At 39.0% G+C, this 24,535-nt stretch carries 16 protein-coding genes and 1 tRNA gene; 15 read left to right on the forward strand and 2 right to left on the reverse strand.

Features of this window, described 5'->3' with window-relative positions; translation table 11 throughout:
- Window positions 1–318 precede the first annotated feature (318 nt).
- The 9 genes from AC0UMU_RS03640 (at window position 319) to AC0UMU_RS03680 (ending at window position 11,008) form a co-directional block, all read left to right on the forward strand.
- A complete protein-coding gene (locus AC0UMU_RS03640; RefSeq protein WP_009319448.1) occupies window positions 319–879 on the forward strand; it encodes a 30S ribosomal protein S16 in 561 nt (186 codons plus the stop codon).
- Between the two features lie 298 nt (window positions 880–1,177).
- The gene (locus AC0UMU_RS03645) at window positions 1,178–2,524 is read left to right on the forward strand and encodes a sigma-54-dependent transcriptional regulator (RefSeq protein WP_278714720.1); all 1,347 of its coding nucleotides are present in this window, start codon (window positions 1,178–1,180) and stop codon (window positions 2,522–2,524) included.
- A 291-nt stretch (window positions 2,525–2,815) separates the two neighbouring features.
- On the forward strand, window positions 2,816–2,896 hold the full coding sequence (kdpF, locus tag AC0UMU_RS03650) for a K(+)-transporting ATPase subunit F (protein ID WP_081705664.1): 81 nt from the start codon (window positions 2,816–2,818) through the stop codon (window positions 2,894–2,896).
- Between the two features lie 21 nt (window positions 2,897–2,917).
- Window positions 2,918–4,630 (forward strand): potassium-transporting ATPase subunit KdpA, encoded by a 1,713-nt coding sequence (gene kdpA / locus AC0UMU_RS03655; RefSeq protein ID WP_278714721.1) that lies wholly within the window; start codon window positions 2,918–2,920, stop codon window positions 4,628–4,630.
- A 13-nt stretch (window positions 4,631–4,643) separates the two neighbouring features.
- Window positions 4,644–6,680 (forward strand): potassium-transporting ATPase subunit KdpB, encoded by a 2,037-nt coding sequence (gene kdpB / locus AC0UMU_RS03660; RefSeq protein WP_278714722.1) that lies wholly within the window; start codon window positions 4,644–4,646, stop codon window positions 6,678–6,680.
- A gap of 15 nt (window positions 6,681–6,695) precedes the next feature.
- Window positions 6,696–7,265 carry a K(+)-transporting ATPase subunit C gene (locus AC0UMU_RS03665; RefSeq protein ID WP_009319443.1) on the forward strand — a complete coding sequence of 190 codons (570 nt, stop codon included), beginning with the start codon at window positions 6,696–6,698 and terminating at the stop codon, window positions 7,263–7,265.
- A gap of 37 nt (window positions 7,266–7,302) precedes the next feature.
- A complete protein-coding gene (locus AC0UMU_RS03670) occupies window positions 7,303–8,052 on the forward strand; it encodes a TorF family putative porin (RefSeq protein WP_009319442.1) in 750 nt (249 codons plus the stop codon).
- A 92-nt stretch (window positions 8,053–8,144) separates the two neighbouring features.
- A complete protein-coding gene (locus tag AC0UMU_RS03675; protein WP_009319441.1) occupies window positions 8,145–9,269 on the forward strand; it encodes a sensor protein KdpD in 1,125 nt (374 codons plus the stop codon).
- A gap of 26 nt (window positions 9,270–9,295) precedes the next feature.
- The gene (locus AC0UMU_RS03680; RefSeq protein WP_278714723.1) at window positions 9,296–11,008 is read left to right on the forward strand and encodes an ATP-binding protein; all 1,713 of its coding nucleotides are present in this window, start codon (window positions 9,296–9,298) and stop codon (window positions 11,006–11,008) included.
- A 564-nt stretch (window positions 11,009–11,572) separates the two neighbouring features.
- Here AC0UMU_RS03680 and AC0UMU_RS03685 read toward each other — a convergent pair.
- Together AC0UMU_RS03685 and AC0UMU_RS03690 are read right to left on the reverse strand one after the other, a co-directional pair.
- Window positions 11,573–12,403 carry a carboxymuconolactone decarboxylase family protein gene (locus AC0UMU_RS03685; protein WP_009319439.1) on the reverse strand — a complete coding sequence of 277 codons (831 nt, stop codon included), beginning with the start codon at window positions 12,401–12,403 and terminating at the stop codon, window positions 11,573–11,575.
- 551 nt (window positions 12,404–12,954) lie between these two features.
- Window positions 12,955–13,027, reverse strand: a tRNA-Lys gene (locus tag AC0UMU_RS03690).
- Between the two features lie 514 nt (window positions 13,028–13,541).
- Here AC0UMU_RS03690 and AC0UMU_RS03695 point away from each other — a divergent pair.
- From AC0UMU_RS03695 to asnB, 6 genes are all read left to right on the forward strand, one after another.
- Window positions 13,542–14,255, forward strand: coding sequence for a TorF family putative porin (locus tag AC0UMU_RS03695; RefSeq protein WP_009319436.1), 714 nt, complete (start codon window positions 13,542–13,544; stop codon window positions 14,253–14,255).
- 128 nt (window positions 14,256–14,383) lie between these two features.
- Entirely contained in the window at window positions 14,384–14,749 is a 366-nt protein-coding gene (locus AC0UMU_RS03700; RefSeq protein ID WP_009319435.1) for a P-II family nitrogen regulator, read from the forward strand.
- Between the two features lie 208 nt (window positions 14,750–14,957).
- Window positions 14,958–16,409, forward strand: a complete 1,452-nt coding sequence (locus AC0UMU_RS03705; RefSeq protein ID WP_009319434.1) for an ammonium transporter — start codon at window positions 14,958–14,960, stop codon at window positions 16,407–16,409.
- A 364-nt stretch (window positions 16,410–16,773) separates the two neighbouring features.
- Complete coding sequence (gene gltB, locus AC0UMU_RS03710; protein ID WP_278714724.1) at window positions 16,774–21,285, forward strand: glutamate synthase large subunit; 4,512 nt, start codon at window positions 16,774–16,776, stop codon at window positions 21,283–21,285.
- Between the two features lie 61 nt (window positions 21,286–21,346).
- Complete coding sequence (locus AC0UMU_RS03715) at window positions 21,347–22,762, forward strand: glutamate synthase subunit beta (protein ID WP_022601230.1); 1,416 nt, start codon at window positions 21,347–21,349, stop codon at window positions 22,760–22,762.
- 19 nt (window positions 22,763–22,781) lie between these two features.
- Window positions 22,782–24,449, forward strand: coding sequence for an asparagine synthase B (asnB, locus tag AC0UMU_RS03720; RefSeq protein ID WP_022601231.1), 1,668 nt, complete (start codon window positions 22,782–22,784; stop codon window positions 24,447–24,449).
- Window positions 24,450–24,535: the final 86 nt, after the last annotated feature.

Consider the following 24,535-nt stretch of genomic DNA (forward strand, 5'->3'; position numbering starts at 1 on the left):
TGTTCATTTATTTTACAAAGATAGCATATATTTTTATCTTTTTTACTACAATTTCATTGCAATTTTATGTCATTTTTGTATTCCTGTATAATGATGAACTTTAAATTTTGTTTGGAATTTTAGAGACTGTTCTTGATAGGATTTGGAAAGGTCTAATAAAAAATTGCGAGGTCTATATATAATAAGGTGTACCGTTTTCCGGAATAGGTAAATTTGGGTAGATTAGAGAAGTTTCTTAAAGTAAATATTTTGTATATTAAAACATTTAACGTACCTTTGCGCCGCTAATGCAAGTAATAACAATTTAAAAAATTTCAAATGGCAACTAAAATTAGATTACAGAGACACGGTCGTAAAGGTTATCCGTTCTATCACATTGTAATCGCCGATAGCAGGGCACCACGTGATGGTAAGTTTATTGAAAGGATAGGTTCTTATAATCCGAACACTAATCCTGCTACAATAAATTTGGATTTCGAAAGAGCTTTGTATTGGCTTCAAACCGGTGCTCAACCCACCGATACAACTCGTAATATCTTGTCTGCACAAGGCGTGTTGATGAAAAAACACTTGTTAGGCGGTGTCAAAAAAGGTGCATTCTCTTTAGAAGAAGCTGAAACCCGTTTCCAAGCCTGGTTGAAAAACAAACAAAATGCTGTTGAAGCTATAAAGGCTAAGCTTGCCGATGCTAAACAGGCTGATGCAAAGAAACGCCTTGAAGCAGAAAAAGAGGTTAATAAGGCTATTGCTGAGGTTGTCGCTAAGAAAAAAGCTGAAAAGGCTGCTGCTGAGGCAGAGGCTGCTGCGGCTGCGACAGAAGAAGCTCCGGTCGAAGAGACTCCTGCTGCTGAAGCTGCTCCTGCAGAAAGTGCTGAATAATATATGCAGCATATACAGAAAAACGCTCCGAAAACGGAGCGTTTTTTTTGTGTCTTGTTTGGCGAATTTGGAAGATTGTCAATATTCCCGGATAGAATAGTTTATTTGGGAGTAAGATAAATATATGATATATTTGCCGGGTAAGAACCTGTCGTCTAAATTTTACTCAGGGCAGGTTTGTGTGTTTCTTTTAAGGATGATAATGGCTTATCTGACAAGTGAAAATGTAAAAATAACTTGATTAAATCTGTTTTATCGGAAAATTTTAAACAGTCTATAAGATAATTTTATAAAAAAGATGGGTAAGATATTGATTGTTGATGATGAAGACCAGATACGGAAACTGTTAGCAAGAATGCTCGAATTAGAAGGTTATGAAATTTATCAGGCTGCCGACTGCAAAACAGCTTTATCCGAAATGAAAAGAGCTGTCCCGGACGTCGTATTGTGTGATGTCTTTCTGCCTGATGGGAATGGGGTGGACTTCGTTGTCCGTCTGAAAAAAGAGTTTCCTATGTCGGAGGTGATATTGTTGACGGCACATGGTAATATTTCTGATGGTGTACAGGCGATTAAAAACGGTGCATTCGATTATATAACCAAAGGGGATGATAATAACCGTATTATACCTTTATTGAGTCAAGCTTCGGAAAAAGCTGCTAAAAATAAGTCGGTAAATAAAGAAGAGCGAATGGATGAAAGACAATATTCGTTTGACTCTATTATCGGAAGTTCCCGTTTGCTTTCAGATGCGATATCTTTGGCCAAGAGAGTAAGCATGACCGATGTTCCGGTATTGTTGACCGGAGAGACCGGAACAGGGAAAGAAGTATTTGCTCAAGCAATACATAAAAATAGCTTGAGAAATAAAAAATCTTTTGTTGCAGTCAATTGTTCCGCTTTTAGTAAAGAATTATTGGAAAGTGAAATGTTCGGGTATAAAGCCGGAGCCTTTACCGGTGCATTAAAGGATAAAAAAGGTTTATTTGAAGAGGCTGATAATGGTACTATCTTTTTAGATGAGATCGGAGAGATGGCATATGATCTTCAGGCAAAATTACTTCGTATTTTAGAATCAGGAGAATATATAAAGATTGGGGAAACGAAGCCGACGAAAGTAAACGTCCGGGTCATCGCTGCAACCAACAGGGATTTGGTACAAGAAATCGAAAACGGAAGTTTTAGGGAAGATCTCTTTTACAGGCTGTCGGTTTTTCGGATACAGTTACCTGCATTAAGAGAACATCCCGAAGATATTCCTTTATTGGCAGATAGTTTTATACGATCATTCGCTGAGAAACTACGTATGTCGATTCCGAAGATCGACTCTTCTTTTTATGAGGTGTTGTGTCGGTACACATGGAAAGGAAATGTACGGGAATTAAGGAATGTAATAGAACGTAGTATGATTGTTTGTAATGGGGAGATTCTGACATCGACAGACCTTCCTATTGATATCCAACAGATAAGTGAAAACAAGAGTATCGGAAGTAGTTCATGTTCTGATTTTGAGTTGGCGTCAATAGAAAAGCTACATATTATTCGTGTTCTCGAATATACTAAAGGAAATAAAACCGAAGCGGCTCGATTACTTAAAATCGGGTTGACTACCCTTTATCGCAAGATAGAAGAGTACGGGTTATAGAGTGAAATTACATTTTTCAAAACGGGGTGCAGCCTTTTCATTTTGAAAAGGCTGCACCCCGTTTATTATAATAGCCTAATTATATAAAGTGTTCATTTTTAGTATAGTAGTATTTTGCTTCCCATTTTGGCACATCATTCGCTATAAAGCTGGCATGTTTAATTAAAAAGAATGACAATATGAATGAAGTGCTATCATTTATTATTATGTGTTTAAGTGGAGCTGCATGTTTTTGGCTCTTTTTAAAGTGTATAGATTGGTTTGAGAAAATCTGAAAAGAAAGGAGTTTTTATGTACACAATTTTATTTATTATTAGTTTGGTTTTGTTCGGGTATTTGATGTATGTGCTTGTCAATCCCGAAAAGTTTTAAAATTCGTAACAGTTAATAGAAATGAATACGGAAATATTAGGATCTGTTTTGCAAATTGTGATTTTGCTGGTATTTAGTTATCCGCTGGGGAAACATATTGCAAAAGTATATAAAGGAGAAAAAAGTCGTTGGGATTTCTTTACTCCTGTAGAAAATTTTATTTATAAGCTGGTAGGGGTTGATCCGAAAGAAGAAATGAACTGGAAACAATTCCTGAAAGCATTATTGGTTTTAAATTTAGTTTGGTTTTTCTGGGGAATGGTATTGCTATGTACCCAGCAGTGGCTGCCGTTAAATCCGGACGGGAATGCTAACCAGACGGCTGATCAGGCATTCAATACATGTATCAGTTTCATGGTAAATTGTAATCTTCAGCATTATAGTGGAGAGAGCGGTTTGACTTATTTCACACAATTGTTTGTCATTATGCTTTTCCAATTTATAACTGCGGCAACCGGTATGGCGGCAATGGCAGGAATAATGAAAGCGATGGCAGCAAAAACGACAAAAACAATCGGGAATTTCTGGTATTTCTTGGTACGTAGTTGTACACGTATTTTATTACCTCTTTCCTTACTTGTCGGTTTTGTTTTGATTCTTGAAGGAACACCGATGGGATTTGACGGAAAAATGGAGGTAAATACATTAGAAGGCGGGACACAAATGGTTTCGCAAGGACCTGCCGCAGCAATTGTTCCTATTAAGCAATTGGGTACTAACGGAGGTGGATATTTCGGAGTGAACTCGTCTCATCCGTTGGAAAATCCGACATTCTTGACCAATATTTTCGAATGTTGTTCGATATTGATTATTCCGATGGCTATGATATGGGCTTTAGGATTTTATCTGAAACGGAAAAAGTTCGGAGCAAGTATTTTTGCCGTAATGTTCTTTGCTTATATTGTCGGGGTAGGTATTAATACCTATTACGAAATGAATGGGAATCCTGCAATCGATAACATGGGAATAGCTCAGGAGAATGGGGCTATGGAAGGTAAGGAAGTTCGTTTGGGTGCTGCCGGAACAGCATTCTGGAGCGTTACCACAACTGTAACATCGAATGGTTCGGTAAACGGTATGCATGACAGTACGATGCCGTTGAGCGGATTGATCGAGATGTTGAATATGCAGATCAACACTTGGTTCGGTGGAGTCGGCGTCGGTTTTATGAACTATTATGTATTTATTATCATTGCAGTCTTCATCAGTGGTCTTATGGTAGGGCGTACTCCTGAATTTTTAGGAAAGAAAGTCGAAGCCAAAGAAATGAAAATCGCAACGATCGTGGCTTTGCTTCATCCGTTCGTTATTCTGGTAGGAACAGCTTTAGCATCTTATTTATATGTTCATAATCCGGCTTTTGTAGAATCGGAAGGAGGTTGGTTGAATAATCCGTCTTTCCATGGGTTGAGCGAAATGTTGTATGAATATACTTCTTGTGCAGCCAATAACGGTTCGGGATTCGAAGGATTAGGAGATAACACGATGTTCTGGAACTATACCTGTGGTATCGTATTGATTCTTTCTCGTTTTATTCCGATAGTCGGACAGGTTGCAATTGCCGGATTGCTTGCTGAAAAGAAATATATTCCGGAAAGTGCCGGAACGTTAAAAACTGATACTGCAACATTCGGCGCTATGACATTTGCCGTTATCTTTATCGTTGCAGCACTGTCTTTCTTCCCGGTTCACGCATTAAGTACTATTGCCGAACATTTAAGTTTATATATTTAATTAAGAGTCTGAGATGAAAAAGAATATTTCAACTTCGCTCTTTCAGAAAGAGCAGGTTTTAGCAAGTATAAAACAATCGTTCGTAAAGCTCGATCCGCGCATGATGATTAAAAATCCGATCATGTTCACTGTCGAAGTCGTTACACTATTGATGTTGCCTATAACGTTCTATTCGTTAGTTGATCCTACTCAGGGTTCATTCGGATATAACATGACTTTATTCATTATTTTGTTTGTGACTTTACTGTTTGCCAATTTTGCAGAAGCGATAGCCGAAGCAAGAGGAAAAGCTCAAGCCGATAGTTTGAGAAAGACAAGAGAGGAAACTCCGGCAAAGAGGTTGTCTGGAGATAAAATTAAAGTCGTACCGAGTTCTGAATTGAAAAAAGGAGATATCTTTTTGTGCGAAGCCGGAGATGTTATTCCGGCAGACGGAGAAATTATCGAAGGTTTGGCTTCTATCGATGAAAGTGCGATAACCGGAGAAAGTGCCCCAGTCATTCGTGAAGCTGGGGGGGATAAGAGCTCTGTAACAGGTGGTACTAAAGTCCTTTCCGATGTTATAAAAGTTTTGGTGACAAGTCGTCCCGGTGAAAGTTTCTTGGATAAGATGATTGCTCTCGTTGAGGGCGCATCTCGGAAAAAAACACCGAACGAAATAGCATTGACCATATTGTTGGCAGGATTTACTCTCGTTTTTGTGATCGTTTGTGTAACCTTAAAACCATTTGCAGATTATAGCGGTGCTACAATTGCAGTCGGATCACTTATCGCACTGTTTGTCTGTCTTATCCCTACGACGATCGGAGGATTGCTTTCTGCAATTGGTATAGCCGGTATGGATCGTGCTTTGCGGGCTAATGTGATTACGAAATCGGGTAAAGCTGTTGAGACTGCCGGTGATATAGACACATTACTTTTGGATAAAACGGGTACGATAACGATCGGTAACCGGAAAGCGACGAAAATGTATTGTACAGATGCTTCGGTAGATTTTAAAACATTTGTTTCATGGTGTGTGCTCTCTTCACTTTCTGATGAAACACCGGAAGGTAAATCTATCGTTGAGTTAGGTAAAGGGCTTGATGTAAATGCTTCAAGACAAGGTATGATGGTAGAACGGATGATCCGGTTTACTGCCGAAACAAAGTGTTCAGGAGTGGATATGAAAGACGGTATGCAGATCAGAAAGGGTTCTTTTGATGCAATCCGTACGATTACTACTCAAGCCGGATATACATTCCCGAAAGATGCCGAAGAATTGGTCAATGTGATTTCAAGTAACGGGGGAACTCCTTTGGTTGTCAGTGTAGATCGCAAAGTAGTAGGAGTTATTGAGTTGCAAGATATTATTAAGCCGGGAATACAAGAACGTTTTGAACGTCTGCGTAAAATGGGAGTGAAGACCGTTATGGTGACCGGAGATAATCCTCTTACTGCTAAATATATTGCAGCAAAAGCCGGAGTTGATGATTATATTGCAGAAGCTAAACCGGAAGATAAGATGGAATATATCAAGAAAGAGCAAAACAGCGGCAAGTTGGTTGCAATGATGGGAGACGGAACAAATGACGCTCCTGCTCTGGCACAGGCTAATGTCGGTGTTGCTATGAATAGTGGGACACAAGCTGCTAAAGAAGCCGGTAATATGGTAGATTTGGACAACGACCCTACAAAATTGATAGAAATCGTGGAGATAGGAAAACAGTTGTTGATGACACGTGGAACTTTGACAACTTTCTCTATTGCGAATGATGTGGCAAAGTATTTTGCAATTGTTCCTGCTCTGTTCATGATTGCCATTCCGCAACTTGCAGCGTTAAATATAATGAATCTGCATAGTCCTGAAACGGCTATCCTCTCGGCAGTGATATTCAATGCATTGATTATTCCGGCGTTAATTCCTCTGGCTTTGAAGGGTGTGGCATATAAGCCGATAGGGGCATCCGCTCTTCTTCGCAGAAATCTGTTGATATACGGACTTGGAGGTATTATCGTGCCTTTTATAGGAATTAAATTGATAGATATGTTTGTAAGTTTATTCTTTTAAATAATAATGATAGAGATGAAATCAATAGTTTGGAAATCGATAAAGATAACGCTGGTATTCTGTGTATTCTTTTCTTTATGCTACATTTTCGTTTTATGGGCTTTTGCCAAAGTAGCAGGACCGGGAAACGGAAATGCCGAAGTTGTGACGTTGGATGGAAAAGTCGTTGGAGCGGCGAATGTCGGACAAAAATTTACTAAGGATATTTACTTTTGGGGACGTCCTTCTGCTGCCGATTATACCGCAGATGCGTCTGCCGGAAGTAATAAAGGTCCTACAAATCCCGAATATCTCGAAGAAGTAGAAGTACGTATTGATACCTTTTTGGTGCATCACCCTTATTTAAAACGGAATGAAGTACCTGCAGAAATGGTAACAGCCAGCGGTTCGGGACTTGATCCTCACATAACACCGCAAAGTGCAGAAGTGCAAATAAAACGAGTAGCAAAAGCTCGGGGTATGCAAGAAGATAAGGTCCGTAAAATTGTAGAGGAAAATACCGAAGCTCCATTATTAGGACTTTTCGGAACGGCAAAAGTAAACGTATTGAAACTGAACGTTGCGTTGGACCAACAAAATAAATAATTAATAATAGGATATATCAAAGATAAGAAAATTGGAAATGAAAAAGTTTATAATTATATTGTTGAGTGTCATATCTCCCGTAGTTCTCAAAGCACAAGAAGAAAATAAAGGAGTAAGTTTTAATGTACAGGGAGATTTAGTAAGTTCTTATATTTGGAGAGGTATGTACCAATCTGGAGCTGCTGTTCAGCCGACATTAGGTCTTCAAGTAGCCGGTTTTTCTCTGACGGCGTGGGGCAGTGTCGATTTTACAGGACAAGGTCATAAAGAAGCCGATATTACGGCAGCTTATACCATTGCAGGCTTGACTATTTCTGTTGCCGATTTATGGTGGGCAGGTCAGTCTGGCATTTATAATGACCGTGAAAACGGTAAAAATAACTATTTCAATTTTGATAATCACACTACAGATCATATTTTTGAAGCGGGATTGTCCTATGCGCTTCCGGTTGAGAAATTTCCGTTGAGTATTTCTTGGTATACGATGTTTGCAGGAGGTGACCGTAAGACGATTTCTGATGGTAGCCGTGTCAACGCTTATTCTTCTTATATGGAATTCGGGTATCCTTTTACCGTTAAGGGGGTACAGTTGAATGCTGCCGTCGGTTGTAGTCCTTGGCGTTCAGAACAATATAAAAATGATGATTTTGCCGTTACGAATGTGTCATTGAAAGCGACAAAGGAGATCCATTTTAATGAGCGTTTTTCCTTGCCGGTTTATACGCAAGTAATTTGGAATCCTAATCGTGAAGACGTACATTTCGTTTTCGGGATTACTATACGATGATAAAGTTGTGTTGTTCTATTTAAATATGTTTTGTTTATACCCCTCGGTGATTAGCGACACCGGGGGTATATGTATTTTATAAAGCGGTGGAGATGGATAAAGAAAAAAGTGTCCAGCATTTTTTAGATTTAATAAAGCAATCGAGACGGGGTAAGTTTAAGATATATATCGGCATGATTGCTGGAGTAGGGAAAACTTATCGAATGCTTCAGGAAGCGCACCAATTGTTGGAAAGCGGTGTAGATGTACAGATCGGTTACGTTGAGACTCATGGTCGTACAGATACGGATGCACAGTTGAAAGGGCTTCCCGTAATACCACGTCGGAAAATCTTTTATAAAGGCAAGGAATTGGAAGAAATGGATGTGGAAGCGATTATCCGGATACGTCCTGAAATTGTAATCGTCGATGAATTGGCGCATACTAATGTGGAGGGAAGCCTGAATGAAAAAAGGTGGCAAGATGTCCTTCAGCTTCTTGATGAGGGAATCAATGTAATCAGTGCGGTTAATATCCAGCATATAGAGGCGTTGAACGATGAAATTCAGCGAATATCGGGAATAGAAGTAAAAGAGCGTATTCCGGATAGCGTTTTGGAAGAGGCAGATGAAGTCGTAAATATTGATTTGACGGCAGAGGAACTTTTGGCACGTCTGAAAGCAGGGAAAATATACCGTTCAGATAAAGTGGAGTGGGCGTTGTCTCATTTTTTTAATGCCGACAATATTCTGCAATTGAGGGAGTTGGCATTGAAAGAGGTTGCTTTGCGTGTCGCGAAAAAAGTCGAAGATGAAGTCGTAGTAGGTAATGTAGGAGTAAGACATGAAAAAATATTAGTGTGTATTAGTACCAATGAAAAAACACCTCGTAAGCTGATACGGAAAGCTGCACGGTTGGCAATTCATCATAATACGCAGTTCTCGGTTTTATATGTTCAGACACCGAAAGAAAGTGCCGACAGAATTCCGCTGGCGGTGCAGCGTCATTTGTTGAATCATTTTAAATTGGCGACGGAACTTGGGGGAGAAGTAATTCAGTTGCAGAAGTCAAATGTAATAGACGGAATTATAGAAACATGTGCAAATAATCATATTACTAAATGTTGTATAGGAAAACCTGAATTATCCTTTTTCTCGGCAATCTTTTCTATTATGAATTATAAAAAATTAGTGGACTTTTTATCAACTTCCAATATAGATTTAATTATTTTGGCTTAGATTTGGATTTCAAAATCTGAAAGAGTATGAGAATAAAAAATAAACTTACGTTAGGCATTTGCATCCTTTTTGCGATGATTCTTATGTTAGGTACGCTTGCCATAAGTTCGGTATATGAATTAGACCGGAATTCAAGAAATATTTATGATGCGAATAATAATTCTCTGAATTATGCCCGTAGTATGCTTGTGGCATTGGAAAAGATCGATTCAGACCCTGCCGCTTTAGATGTTTTTATTGAAAATTTGAGGTTGCAGGAGAAAAATATTACAGAAACAGACGAATTGCAGGCAACCCGTATTTTGAAGGAGCATTTAGAAGAATATCAAAAAAATCCGGATCGAAAATCTATCGGGAAAATGCGTGCCGATTTATATCGTATCATGGAGTTGAATATGATATCTATTTCTCATAAAAACCAGATGGCGGAAGCGGCGGCGGAGAACTCTCTATTATGGATTTCTGTTTTGTTCGTTTTCTGTATTTTGGTTTCCATAGGTCTTTTGGCCTATTTCCCTAAATATATCGTTAAGCCGATAAAAGAGTTGATCAAAGGAATTCAAGAAGTTGCTGATCAGAATTATAAAAAAAGGCTACCAACTGGGTTGGGTGTAGAGTTCGGCGGTGTTGCGGCTTCTTTTAATAAAATGGCAGAAAGGCTTGAAGAGTTTCATGATAGTTCAATATCCGATATTTTGTCGGGGAAAAAATACATCGAGGCGATTGTAAATAGTATCACAGAACCTATTATAGGTTTGAATGAAGAGATGCAGATTGTATTTGTCAATGAAGAAGCTCTTAATTTGTTGCATTTGAAAAAAGGTGATTTGTTATATCGTTCGGCAACAGAAGTTGCGTTAAAAAATGATCTGCTTCGTCGTTTAGTGAAAGAGTTGGTGTCTCCGAATGAAAAACAAGAACCTCTGAAGATATATGCAGATAATAAAGAAAGTTATTTTCAGGCAAAATATATTCCGATTCGGATTGTTGAAGCCGGTGAAAATGAACAGAAGAACATAGGAAATATTATTTTGTTGAATAATATCACGGAGTTTAAAGAGCGGGATTCGGCAAAGACAACGCTTATCTCTACTATATCTCATGAGTTGAAGACTCCTATTTCGGCGATTTTAATGAGTCTTAAACTATTAGAAGACAATCGGGTTGGAGAACTGAATGATGAGCAGAAACAACTTTCTGAGAGCATAAAAGAAAATAGTAACCGGCTTTTGAGTATCACGGGAGAGTTGTTGAATATGACTCAGGTCGAGACCGGCCGGTTGCAACTGATGCCTAAAATAACAAAACCGATAGAATTGATAGAATATGCGATAAAAGCAAATAAGGTTCAGGCAGATAAATTCGGTTGCCAGATAGAAGTCGAATATCCAGAAAAGATCAGCAAGCTGTTTGTTGATAGTGAAAAGATTGCTTGGGTGATCACGAATTTATTAAGTAATGCAATACGCTATACTCCGCAAAACGGACGTATAATTATCGGAGCGAAACAAGAGGGCGATATTGTGGAAATTTATGTACAAGATTTTGGTAAGGGAATAGATCCCCGTTATCATCAAAGCATATTCGACCGTTATTTCCGAGTTCCCGGAACAAAGGTGCAAGGTAGCGGTTTGGGGTTGTCTATATCTAAAGATTTTGTTGAAGCTCATAACGGAACATTGACTGTAGATAGTGAATTGGGAAAAGGTAGTCGGTTTACTCTTCGTTTTAAAGTTTAATAAAGTATTCAGCCAAATGAAACAACACACCATTTAATCCTCTCTCGAGAGATTGTATAAAAACTCAAAAACAAATAATAATCCACCTGTTTTCATTCCTATTTTAGAATGAAAACAGGAATAGCCTGACTGTACCAGCTTTTATTTTACAACCTATTCGGTCCAAGTAATCGTAAAAGTAGAGCTCAGTCGGACAGATAGGGGAGAATAGGCCTTACGTCCTGTCGCATTATTACCGGTTGTATTATACTGTATTTATCGGAATACGCCTGATAAATTTGTCTATTAACAAATCTATCAGGCGTATTCCGATTATCTCTGCTAATCCCGTCTTCTATGTTGTTGAACAGAAAACTTTGGCTGCGGAGTTGTAGTCTCCGGTATTATATCTCTTGGATTTGGATAACCGTAAGTAATTGCTTCCTACTACTTAATAAAATTTTAGACTCTTTTCCTCTATCCTATATGACTTTTTACACAGTATCTCAAAAGAAAAACCGACTATTCATGCGGGTTTTTTTCAAACTTGATTCGAGCAAGATTTAGTAGACAGGCTCTTAGAATTTATTCCGACCGGTCGAGTTTTTCATATTCTTTATCTGAAACAGGTTCAAGCCATTCGTTGGAAGCATCCTTACCGGGAATTTCGAACGCAAGGTGGGCAAACCAGCTATCGGATGCAGCTCCGTGCCAGTGTTTGACATTCGCGGGAATATGAATAACTGTTCCGGGAAGAATTTTTACTGCCGGTTTCCCTTCTTCTTGATACCAGCCACGTCCGGCTACTCCGATGAGCATTTGTCCACCACCATTTGTTGCACGGTGGATATGCCAGTTATTGCGGCAACGAGGTTCGAATGTAACATTGGATATATTTACCTGCTCGTGTGAAATAGGTGCAAGATAGCTGTTACCTATAAAATATTGAGCGTATGCGGTGTTTGGTTCTCCGATAGGGAAAATCATTTCACGCTGAAATTTGGCTTTTGCGTCGTTGCCGACACTGTCCTTTGCCCATACCTCTTTTGCGAGGTTGAAGGCAGCCCAAGCTTTTGGCCAACCTGCATAAAAGCCGATATGAGTGATAATTTCGGCAATTTCAGTTCGTGTAATTCCATTTTTCTTTGCTGATTGAAGATGGAAAATCAGAGAATTATCCGTAATACCTTGACTGATAAGAGATGTGATCGTAACCAGACTCCGGTCACGTAGCCCGAGTTTGTCAGTACGACTCCACACCTCACCGAAAAGAACATCGTCATTAAGTTCTGCAAATTTAGGAGCAAATTCTCCTAATTGATCACGTCCGGCCGTTTGTTTGATTTTTTCTTGTGCCATAATAAAAGGGATATTTATAACTAATGCAATAAACGTATATAAAATTTTATTTCTCATAATAATTCTTATTTAATTATTTGCTGTTATAAGTTCAGAAAAAATCAGTATAGTACTATTTTTGCAAGAGTGCGAGAGGAACTCAGTAGTTGTTTCGGTTATACCTGAAACATCGTTTACTCCTTTTTCCCGGAAAAATTTGTGATCCATAGCTTTCTATTTTTTTGTTAAGATTTCTGATTACAAAATTATTATGATAAGACAAATGGACATGTATATGATTTACGGATAATTGTACCCGAATCCCTGATTTTGAAACGAAATATATTTATTTTAGGAGCGATAGAATCTTTTTATTTGAAAATTAGTTATAAAGATTTTCAGATATAGGGGGAGATAGAGATGTTGTTCAAAACTAAAAACAGATCAATGTGCTAATCTTATGTTGTATTATCCAAATAAATTTCGAATCGACTATGGGTCGCGAAAGCATGTCTTTTTGTGACCTTTTGTGTCTTAGGTCACAGACATTATACAAAGAAAAAACTCCTACAATACTTTGATATTGTAGGAGTTGTACATTTACTGTCCATTTCTGTCCAGCGTTTCCGTGATCCGCCTGGGGCTCGAACCCAGGACCCCAACATTAAAAGTGTTGTGCTCTACCTGCTGAGCTAGCGAATCATCGCTTGCATTTGATTTTCCAAATGCGTTGCAAAGGTACGCTTTATTTTCGTTTCTGCAAATTATCCATGCACTTTTTTAATGCAATCTTGCTATTATCTAATTTGTTGCATAAATGTTTTTCAATATAGGTATCGTATGTTCTTTATTTATCTCTATTATTATAATTTATTACAATAATATGGTTATTTATATATTATTGTTTGTATTTAGGTTTATATATAATCATATTGTAACTTTGTATGTTTTTTTTTACAATAGTGTATATTTTACTTTTATTTAATATCAAAAAGATATTTTTTTTGTATTGAAAAATAACTTTTTGTTTTGATTATATGTGGTATTAATGAAATTTGCTTTTATATTATTATATACTGTATCTTTTTTGATATTTGTATTCTTTATAAATAAAATTTTTGTGATGATAGATTATTCCTTGAGAAAGGATAGGTTAAGTACTGGTATTTATTTATCTCTTTATAAGGAGGATTGTTAATTTTTAAAATAGAATAAGATGAAAAAGATTATTTTTAGATGCTTGTTTGTTATTGTTGCATTTTGTTTGTTCTTGGACGTAAAGGCGGAGACAAAGTCTCAGTTTAAAATTTCGCCCGGAGTAGATCTGGTAAGCAGTTATATTTGGAGAGGTGTTTATCAAACCGGTCCAGCGATTCAACCATCTTTAGCATTGTCTTATGCGGGGTTTTCACTGACTGCATGGGGATCTACGGATTTTAATTTTGCTTCTCCGGCTAAGGAGTTTGATCTCTCTTTGAACTATACTTTTAGCGGTTTAAGTCTTACTGTAACAGATTATTGGTGGTCAGGAGAAGGCGCCCGATATTTTAAATATAAAGATAGTCATTTTCTTGAGGGGACAATCGGGTATTATGGGGGAGAAAAATTCCCTTTATCATTAACATGGAGTACGATGTTCGGATTTAATTCCGATAAGAAAGCGAATGGGGATCGTTGCTTTTCTACTTATATTGAAGCCGGATATGACTTTTCTGTGAAAGGAGTAGATCTTACTGCAAGCTTGGGAGTTACTCCGTGGACAGGATTATATCATAGAGAAGGGACGAATGGTTTTGACGTGTCCTCAGTTTCATTAAAGGCAAGTAAAGAGATTAAAGTGACTGATAGTTTTGATTTGCCATTATTCGTTCAATGTATTTTTTCCCCGAATCAAGATAATGTGTATTTGGTTGTAGGTATGAGTTTCTAGATATTTAAAGGAGCAGAAGTCGATATTGTCGTTTGATAGGTTTATAGTAGTATAATAGCGCAGTTTGTCACGACATTTGTTTCTGTTTCCTTTTTATTTAAGAATAAAATTTCAAATTGAATTAAGGTATGAAAAAGATTGAAGCAATTATTCGTAGGACGAAGTTTGATGACGTTAAAGATGCCCTGTTGGAGGCCGATATTGAATGGTTTTCATATTATGATGTAAGAGGTGTCGGGAAGTCTCGTCAGGGACGTATTTATCGTGGGGTAGTGTATGACACCAGTTGTATAGAGAGAATTCTTATTTCTATAATTGTACGGGATAAGAATGTAGAAAAGACCGTGTCTGCTATTCTGAAGGCGGCAAAGACAGGAGAGATTGGGGACGGTCGTATTTTTATAATTCCGGTTGAGGATGCTTATCGTATTCGTACTGGAGAACATGGGGATATTGCGCTATATAATGCAGAGCAAGAAGAAGGTTTTGAGTGAAAAGGGTTAAGAGGGTTGTCTCAATTATGCTCGGATCAGATTTGATAGTTTCTGTCGAAAGTGTTTTCCTGTTTTATAAGGGATGATAGTAGGTTATCGGATAAGAGAAAACAGCTTGAAAGAAATCTTAAAATTTTCTTATCGGAGAATTTAGATAACAGACTCTATGAAAATGAATAAATAAGGTATTAATTAAGATTTGATAGTTATGAATAAGTATGGAATATGTAAAACCTCAAAATTGAGGTTTGGAATTGTTGTAGTGTTATTTTATTGTTTTATTGGGGTATGGGCGCAAGATACAGCTACTGTAAAGACCGATTCTGCAGCGATAACTCTTAGTTCTCAGACAGTTGTAGATACAGAGCCTGACGCTGTTTCGGCTACGATGAATAATATTGCCGATCTGGCGACGTCGCTTGATACGGTTTGGATGTTGTTGGCGGCTATGCTGGTATTTTGGATGCAGCCGGGATTTGCTTTGGTCGAAGCCGGATTTACCCGTACAAAAAATACTACGAATATATTGATGAAAAACTTTATCGATTTTATGTTCGGTTCTATTTTGTATTGGTTTATTGGTTTTGGATTGATGTTCGGCGTGGGAGGATTTGTCGGAACACCCCATTTCTTTGATCTGGATATTATGGATAAAATTATTGATAACGGGTTACCGATTGAAGGTTTCTTGATTTTCCAAACGGTATTCTGTGCGACATCCGCAACTATTGTTTCTGGTGCGATGGCCGAACGAACAAAATTTTCTATGTATCTTGTATATACAATATTTATAAGTGTATTAATATATCCCGTGTCTGGTCATTGGACTTGGGGAGGCGGCTGGTTGATGAATAGTGACGAAAGTAGTTTTATGATGAAAACTTTCGGTATTACATTTCATGATTTTGCAGGTTCTACTATAGTACATTTGGTCGGTGGAGTACTTGCTTTTGTCGGTGCGGCTATTCTGGGACCTCGTATAGGGAAATATGGGAAAGATAAAAAATCGAGAGCTATTCCGGGACATAGTCTTACACTTGCAGCATTAGGAGTGTTCATCCTTTGGTTGGGATGGTTCGGGTTCAACCCCGGGTCTCAATTGGCTGCATCGGGTGAGATAAATCGTATCGCAATTTCTCATGTATTCCTTACTACTAATTTAGCAGCATGTGCAGGAGGATTCTTTGCATTAATCGTTAGCTGGTTGAAATTTGGTAAACCGTCTTTATCTCTTACGTTAAATGGTGTATTGGCGGGATTGGTAGGTATTACGGCTGGCTGTGATCTGGTTTCTCCAGCCGGTTCGGTTATAATCGGTGCTATTTGTGGAGCCGTTATGATTTATTCTGTCGGTTTTATTGATCATGTGTTAAAGATTGATGATCCGGTAGGTGCTTCTTCCGTACATGGAGTTTGTGGTTTTTTAGGTACGATTCTGGTCGGTTTATTTGCTACGACTGACGGTTTATTTTATTCCGGCAATTGGAACTTTTTCTTTGCTCAGATTTTCGGCTCATTGGTTGTAGGTTGTTGGGCAGGAGTCATGGGATATATCGTATTTAAAGGATTGGATATCGTTCATGGACTGAGAGTACCAAGTCGTGTAGAAGAAGAAGGTCTTGATATTTATGAACATGGAGAAACTGCTTATAATAATTAATTTATTCTAGAATCTGTTTCAATTTCGTTCAAGTTTGATTTAGATTTTTTATCGAAAAATTTAAATTGGCTTTTGATTAATTGGAGTGTTTGGCCCGGTTTACAACCGGGCTTTTTTGTTAATAAGTTTAATTTTTTTCTTTTGAAATTTTCTATATAATAATTTGTTGTAATATTGGTATTAATACTTTCATTTTATTGAAATTATTTCTGTCTATATTTTAAATTGTAATATACGGGTTGTTTTTATAAATATTTATATATAAACTTTTTTTCTTTATGTATTTCATAAAGAAATAAAATAATACATTTGTGAAGCATTTTGCTAATATTATTGCTTTTATTAAAACAAAATGATTTTGATAATGAAAAAAATAGATCAAATTAATATTGAAAGAGGTCTGTATGATACTTCTTATGAGCATGATGCTTGCGGTGTCGGGATGTTGGTAAATATTCATGGTGGCAAATCTCATGATTTGGTCGATTCGGCTCTTAAGGTTTTAGAGAATATGAGACATAGAGGAGCTGAAGGTGCTGACAATAAGACAGGGGATGGTGCAGGAATTTTGCTTCAGATTCCTCATGAGTTTATTTTGTTACAGGGAATTCCAGTTCCGGAAAAAGGGAAATATGGTACTGGGCTAATATTCCTTCCTAAAGATGTAAAATTGCAGGACATGATATTGAGTATCATGATTGACGAGATAGAGCGGGAAGGATTGACATTAATGCATTTGAGAAAAGTTCCGGTAAATTCCTCTATATTAGGTCGTGAGGCTTTAGCAACAGAACCAGATGTGCGTCAAGTGTTTATTACAGGGTGTAATAATCAGCAAGAGTTGGAGAAAAAGTTATATCTCATTCGTAAGCGGATTGAAAAGAAAATACGTTTGTCGGATGACACGATACAAAAGGATTTTTATATCGTGTCGCTTTCTTCCCGAAGTATTATTTATAAAGGTATGCTTTCCTCTTTACAGTTAAGGCATTATTATACCGATCTTACTAATCACTATTTCACGAGCGGCTTGGCGTTGGTACATTCTCGTTTCAGTACCAATACTTTCCCGACATGGAGTTTGGCTCAACCGTTCAGATTATTGGCTCATAATGGCGAGATCAATACAATACGGGGAAACCGGGCTTGGATGGATGCTCGGGAGAGTGTTTTGGAATCTCCCGCATTAGATAATATAGGAGACATTCGTCCTATCATACAGCCGGGTATGAGTGACAGTGCCTCATTGGACAATGTGTTGGAATTTTTAGTGATGTCGGGATTGAGCCTTCCGCATGCAATGGCTATTCTTGTACCGGAAAGTTTCAATGAAAAAAATCCTATATCCGAAGATCTCAAGGCTTTTTATGAGTACCATAGCATTCTTATGGAACCGTGGGATGGTCCGGCTGCGCTTTTATTCTCGGACGGACGTTATGCCGGTGGAATGCTTGATCGGAATGGACTACGTCCGGCTCGTTATCTTATTACTAAAAATGATATGATGGTGGTAGCTTCGGAAGTCGGCGTTATGGATTTTGAGGCGAACGAGATAAAAGAAAAGGGGCGGTTACAGCCCGGTAAAATATTATTGGTTGATACCGAAGAGGGGAAAATATATTATGATGGGGAATTAAAAAAACAATTGGCAGAGGCTTTCCCATATCGAACATGGTTGGCAGCTAACCGGGTTGAACTTGACGAGTTGAAATCCGGGCGTAAAGTTGAACATCGTGTGACCGACTATGACCGTATGTTACGAGCATTTGGTTATACACGAGAGGATATAGAGCGTGTTATCATACCAATGAGTGTGAATGGTGCAGAGCCTGTATCTTCGATGGGAAATGATACCCCTCTGGCAATATTGTCTTCCCGTCCGCAGTTATTATATAATTATTTTCGTCAACAATTTGCACAAGTGACCAATCCTCCGATCGATCCTATAAGAGAGGAGCTGGTCATGAGCCTGACAGAGTATATCGGAGCTGTCGGTAACAATATTCTTGTTCCGAGCGAATCTCACTGCAAAATGGTAAAACTCAATTATCCCATATTGAGCAATACTCAGTTGGATATCCTGTGTAATATTCGTTACAAAGGTTTCAATACGATAAAGTTACCTATGCTTTATGTGGTAGCAGAAGGAAAGGACGGAATGCGTGATGCTCTTGATCATTTGTGCAAGAGTGCCGAACAAGCAGTCGATGATGGAGTAAATTATATTGTATTGAGTGACAAGAATGTTGATAGAGTACATGCGCCTATACCCTCATTATTAGCTCTTTCTGCAGTACATCATCATTTGATTTCTGTACAGAAGCGTGTTCAGACGGCATTGATTGTCGAGACCGGAGAAATGAGAGAAGTTATGCATGCTGCTTTATTATTGGGATATGGAGCAAGTGCCATTAATCCTTATATGGCTTTTGCCGTGTTGGATGAATTGGTTCGGAAACAAGAAATCCAGTTAAATTACGAAACGGCAGAAAAAAATTATGTAAAAGCTATATGTAAGGGCCTTTTCAAGGTAATGAGCAAGATGGGCATTTCTACGATCCGAAGTTACAGAGGAGCTAAAATATTCGAAGCAGTCGGTTTATCTGCCGAATTGAGTAAGAGTTATTTCGGCTCTACGACAACACCGATAGGAGGTATTCGTTTAGATGAGATCGCTTCTGATGTGGCAGCGTTTCATTGGGATGCTTTTGGTGGAGATGTAGGTGCTTTTCTGCCGAATAGGGGAGTTTATTCATATCGTAAAGACGGAGAAAAGCATGCATGGAATCCGGAAACGATATCTGCTTTGCAGTTAGCTACACGTTTAGGCAGTTATAAGAAATTTAAAGAATATACACATAGTGTCGATGAAAAGAGTGATCCTGTATTTTTACGTGATTTTCTAACGTTTAAAAAGAATCCTATTCCTATCGAAGATGTAGAACCCGTTTCGCATATTATGAAGCGTTTTGTTACAGGAGCAATGAGTTTCGGGTCTATCAGTAAAGAAGCTCATGAGACAATAGCTTTGGCAATGAATAAAATTGGCGGACGTAGTAATACTGGAGAAGGAGGAGAAGATCCCGTTCGTTTCGTTCCTTTGGAAAACGGACTTTCCATGCGTTCGGCAATAAAACAGGTCGCTTCCGGACGTTTCGGTGTTACGACAGAATATTTGGTGAATGCCGATGAAATACAAATAAAAGTGGCACAAGGGGCTAAACCCGGAGAAGGCGGACAACTGCCCGGTTATAAAGTGAACGAAGTCATTGCAAAGACGCGTCATTCCATTCCCGGTATTTCCCTTATTTCTCCGCCACCGCATCATGATATTTATTCGATTGAGGATTTGGCTCAGCTTATATTCGACCTGAAAAATGTGAACCCCAAAGCGGAAATAAGCGTCAAGTTAGTTTCTGAGAGCGGAGTCGGAACAATTGCTGCCGGAGTTGCTAAAGCCAAGGCCGATCGAATTATCATTTCAGGTGCTGAAGGAGGAACGGGAGCTAGTCCTGCCAGTTCTATCAGATATGCCGGTATGCCTCCTGAGATCGGGTTAAGTGAGACTCAGCAAACACTCGTATTGAACGGACTTCGCGGACAGGTGAGGTTACAAACCGACGGACAATTGAAAACCGGAAGGGATATTGTTTTGATGGCTCTTCTTGGGGCAGAAGAGTTTGGCTTTGCAACTTCAGCTTTGATTGTTCTCGGGTGTGTTATGATGCGCAAGTGTCACATGAATACATGTCCGGTAGGAGTTGCTACACAAGATGAAGAGTTACGCAAACGTTTTCACGGTCGTCATGAATATTTGGTGAATTTCTTTACGTTCCTTGCAGAAGAAGTTCGGGAATATCTTGCAGAAATGGGATTTACAAGTTTAGATGAAATTATCGGACGTGCCGATTTGTTGGAAAGAAAGGATATACGTAGTAACCCAAAGTATGACCTGCTCGATTTTTCACGGTTGACTTATTTCCCTGAACAAGCTGCAATGACGGCAATTCGGCAGATAAAAAGTCAAGATCATCGTATCGATCATGTAAAGGATAGAGAGATAATTCAACAAGCCGCAGCGGCAATCGAATCTCGGAAAGAAATATCTTTAGATTATACGATTGCCAATACCGATCGTTCTGTAGGAGCTATGTTGTCGGGACACATTGTTTCTTTATATGGAAGAGAAGGTTTGCCTGAACATACGTTGAACGTAAAATTCAAAGGTTCTGCAGGACAAAGTTTCGGCGCTTTTTTGGTAAATGGAGTTCATTTCAAACTCGAAGGTGAAGCGAATGACTATCTTGGGAAAGGATTGAGTGGAGGACGCATCAGCCTGATGCCTCCAATACGTTCTACATTTATCGCTGAAGAGAATACGATTGCAGGAAATACATTACTCTATGGCGCTACATCGGGAGAGGTGTTTATAAATGGACGTGTCGGAGAACGTTTTGCTGTTCGCAATTCAGGAGCAATAGCGGTTGTTGAAGGGGTAGGCGACCACTGTTGTGAGTATATGACCGGAGGAAGAGTTGTGGTTTTAGGTGTTACCGGACGGAATTTCGCTGCCGGAATGAGTGGCGGAGTTGCTTATGTTTGGAATAAAAATAATGATTTCGATTATTTCTGCAATATGGAGATGGTAGAGCTATCTTTGATTGAAGAAAGCTGCTATCGGAAAGAGCTACACGAACTGATCCGTATGCATTATTATTATACGGGGAGTAAATTAGCAAAAGTTATGCTTGACGAGTGGGATAAGTATGCAGATCAATTTATTCAGGTTGTTCCTATTGAATATAAAAAAGTCTTGCAGGAAGAGCAGATGCGTAAATTGCAGCAGAAGATTGCTGACATGCAAAGAGATTATTGATACTCTTTCAATATCTTAATTTTTAGTTGTTTATTAGATGAATTGTTAAAAAATAGATATAATGGGAAATCCGAAAGCATTTCTTACTATACACCGGCAAGAAGCCGGATATCGTCCGGTACATGATCGTATCGAAGATTTTAGTGAAGTGGAACAAACATTAAATAGCGCTGATCGGAAAAATCAGGCATCTCGTTGCATGGATTGCGGTGTGCCGTTTTGCCATTGGGCTTGTCCTGTCGGGAATAAACAACCTGAATGGCAAGACTTGCTTTATAGGGGAAAATGGCGGGAGGCCTATATGATATTGGCGGAAACTTGCGATTTCCCGGAATTTACAGGACGCATCTGTCCCGCATTATGTGAAAAAAGCTGTGTGTTGAAATTAAGTGCGGATGAGCCTGTCACGATCCGGGAAAACGAGGCCGCTATTATGGAGGCCGCTTTTAGGGAAGGATATGTAAAACCCGTATCTCTGAAGCGTAACGGAAAAAAAGTCGCTGTGGTCGGTTCTGGTCCAGCAGGTCTTACTGTTGCGAATCGTTTGAATCATAAAGGGTATGAAGTTACCGTGTATGAAAAACATGAGCTGCCTGGAGGTCTGCTTCGTTTCGGTATTCCGAACTTTAAATTAAGTAAGGTTGTAATAGATCGCCGTATTCGCCTTATGAGAGAAGAAGGAATCAATTTTGTCTTGAATACAGAAATCGGAAAAGATATTCCGGCAAAAGATTTGGTTGAAAAGTATGATGCCGTGTGTATAGCAATCGGTGCGGAAGTCCCGAGAGATTTGCCGATTGAGGGACGAGATATGAAAGGTATATATTTTGCGTTAGAATTGCTCGGACAACAAAATCGAGTGTTAGAAGGTATTATTCCGCAATCTGAAGATTTGATTTCGGCTAAAGGAAAAAAAGTTTTGGTCATAGGGGGTGGAGACACCGGTTCGGATTGTGTCGGAACATGCAATCGTCATGGAGCTGCGAAAATAACGCAGATAGAAATTATGCCGAAACCTCCGGTACATGATAATCCGCAAACACCTTGGCCTATGTATCCTATGGTGTTGAAAACAAGTAGTTCGCATGAAGAAGGCTGTGAACGGCGTTGGTTGTTGAATGCTATCAGATTTATCGGTGAAAAGAATAGGCTAAAGGCCGTAGAGGTAGAAGAAGTGACTTGGAAACGAGATGAAAATGGCCGTATGCAGATGCTTCCGACAGGTAAAAAAGAGGTCATTGATGCCGATTTGGTATTTTTGGCAATGGGCTTTGTACACCCTGCATTGGAGGGAATTGTTTCCGAGTTGGGGCTTACTGTGGATGCTCGGAAAAATATAGCTGTCGATTCTTTACAAAAAAGCAATGTAGATAAGGTCTTTGCTTGTGGCGATGCGACTACGGGGGCAAGTTTGGTAGTAAAAGCGATGGCTGCCGGAAAGAAGACAGCTGAAGCCATAGACCGATATTTAAAATAACCAAATAACGATAAATGATATGTGTGGGATAGTAGCAGTATTAGATATAGCTTCAGGAGATGTAACGAAATTACGTTCTCAAGTTTTGAAAATGTCCGACAAGTTGCGGCATCGTGGTCCGGATTGGTCCGGTATTTATACCGGAGAGAAAGCGATTCTTGCGCATGAAAGGCTTTCGATCGTAGATCCTCAGTCAGGAGGACAACCGCTTAAGAGTAAAGACGGAAAAATCATTTTGACGGTGAATGGTGAAATTTACAATCATTTGGCGATTCGTGAACAGTTAAAAGGTGAGTATGAATTTCAGACGGGTTCCGATTGTGAGGTGATACTTGCTTTGTATCGGAAAAAAGGAATTCATTTTCTTGAGGATCTGAACGGGATATTTGCCTTTGTGTTATATGATGAGGAAAAAGATGAATATCTGGTTGCCCGTGATCCGATAGGGGTTATCCCTCTCTATATAGGTACAGATAATGCCGGACATATTATGGTAGCTTCAGAGTTGAAAGCTTTGGAAGGGTATGCCGTTCATTATGAACCCTTTTTACCGGGGCATTATTATTATAGTAAAGAGAAAAAACAAGTGCGTTGGTATGTTCGCGATTGGATGGAGTATGATGCTGTAAAAGACAACCCGGTCGATATATCTGATTTAAAGAGGTCTTTAGAAGCTGCTGTACAACGGCAGTTGATGAGTGATGTCCCTTACGGAGTTTTATTGTCCGGAGGCTTGGATTCTTCGATAATCTCAGCTATTGCGAAAAAATATGCGGCAAAACGGATAGAGAATGACAGTAAGACGGATGCCTGGTGGCCACAACTGCACTCTTTCGCTGTAGGTTTGAAAGGCGCTCCGGATCTGAAGGCTGCTAAAAAAGTCGCGGACTATATCGGGACGGTTCACCATGAAATCAATTATACGGTACAAGAAGGATTGGATGCTATACGGAACGTTATTTATTATATCGAAACTTATGATGTGACTACAGTAAGAGCTTCGACACCGATGTATCTTTTAGCTCGAGTTATCAAGTCAATGGGGATTAAGATGGTATTGTCCGGAGAAGGAGCGGATGAAGTATTCGGAGGATATCTCTATTTCCATAAAGCACCGGATGCAAAAGCTTTTCATGAAGAGACTGTACGAAAAATTAGTAAATTGTATCTATATGATTGTTTGCGCGCTAATAAATCCTTATCAGCTTGGGGAGTTGAAGGGCGTGTGCCTTTCCTTGATAAAGAGTTTCTTGATGTTGCCATGAGATTAAATCCCGAAGCTAAAATGTCACCGGGAAAAGTTATTGAAAAGAAAATTTTGCGGGAAGCCTTTTCTGATATGTTGCCGGATGAGGTTGTATGGAGGCAGAAAGAGCAATTCTCGGATGGCGTCGGGTATAGTTGGATCGATTCGTTAAAACAGTTGACTTCAAATTTAGTCTCGGATGAAGAAATGGCTCATGCATCCGAAAAATTTCCCGTACAAACCCCTATGAATAAAGAAGAATACTATTATCGTTCGGTATTCGAAGAACTGTTCCCGAGTAGGAGTGCGGCGTTGACAGTTCCGTCTGTTCCATCTGTCGCTTGTAGTACGGCTGAAGCGTTGGCTTGGGACGAGGCATTTAGAAATTTGAACGATCCTTCAGGTCGTGCGGTAAAAGGAGTTCATGCCGATAGTTATTGAGCTCTTTCAATATTTATAGTTGGATTGTATCAAGGGGCTGTCCAAAAAGTCGGATAGCCCCTTTTGCTATTGTTTATTTCGGTAAA

The organism is Coprobacter fastidiosus, assembly GCF_982245605.1.

Bases quoted from the DNA above. Each gene is read 5' to 3' on its own strand.
- AC0UMU_RS03680 (WP_278714723.1), top strand. From the start codon at position 9,296: ATGAGAATAAAAAATAAACTTACGTTAGGCATTTGCATCCTTTTTGCG.
- AC0UMU_RS03685 (WP_009319439.1), bottom strand. From the start codon at position 12,403: ATGAGAAATAAAATTTTATATACGTTTATTGCATTAGTTATAAATATC.
- AC0UMU_RS03700 (WP_009319435.1), top strand. From the start codon at position 14,384: ATGAAAAAGATTGAAGCAATTATTCGTAGGACGAAGTTTGATGACGTT.
- kdpA (WP_278714721.1), top strand. From the start codon at position 2,918: ATGAATACGGAAATATTAGGATCTGTTTTGCAAATTGTGATTTTGCTG.
- AC0UMU_RS03640 (WP_009319448.1), top strand. From the start codon at position 319: ATGGCAACTAAAATTAGATTACAGAGACACGGTCGTAAAGGTTATCCG.
- AC0UMU_RS03665 (WP_009319443.1), top strand. From the start codon at position 6,696: ATGAAATCAATAGTTTGGAAATCGATAAAGATAACGCTGGTATTCTGT.
- AC0UMU_RS03705 (WP_009319434.1), top strand. From the start codon at position 14,958: ATGAATAAGTATGGAATATGTAAAACCTCAAAATTGAGGTTTGGAATT.
- gltB (WP_278714724.1), top strand. From the start codon at position 16,774: ATGAAAAAAATAGATCAAATTAATATTGAAAGAGGTCTGTATGATACT.
- AC0UMU_RS03675 (WP_009319441.1), top strand. From the start codon at position 8,145: ATGGATAAAGAAAAAAGTGTCCAGCATTTTTTAGATTTAATAAAGCAA.
- kdpB (WP_278714722.1), top strand. From the start codon at position 4,644: ATGAAAAAGAATATTTCAACTTCGCTCTTTCAGAAAGAGCAGGTTTTA.
- AC0UMU_RS03645 (WP_278714720.1), top strand. From the start codon at position 1,178: ATGGGTAAGATATTGATTGTTGATGATGAAGACCAGATACGGAAACTG.
- AC0UMU_RS03715 (WP_022601230.1), top strand. From the start codon at position 21,347: ATGGGAAATCCGAAAGCATTTCTTACTATACACCGGCAAGAAGCCGGA.
- AC0UMU_RS03670 (WP_009319442.1), top strand. From the start codon at position 7,303: ATGAAAAAGTTTATAATTATATTGTTGAGTGTCATATCTCCCGTAGTT.
- AC0UMU_RS03695 (WP_009319436.1), top strand. From the start codon at position 13,542: ATGAAAAAGATTATTTTTAGATGCTTGTTTGTTATTGTTGCATTTTGT.
- kdpF (WP_081705664.1), top strand. From the start codon at position 2,816: ATGTACACAATTTTATTTATTATTAGTTTGGTTTTGTTCGGGTATTTG.
- asnB (WP_022601231.1), top strand. From the start codon at position 22,782: ATGTGTGGGATAGTAGCAGTATTAGATATAGCTTCAGGAGATGTAACG.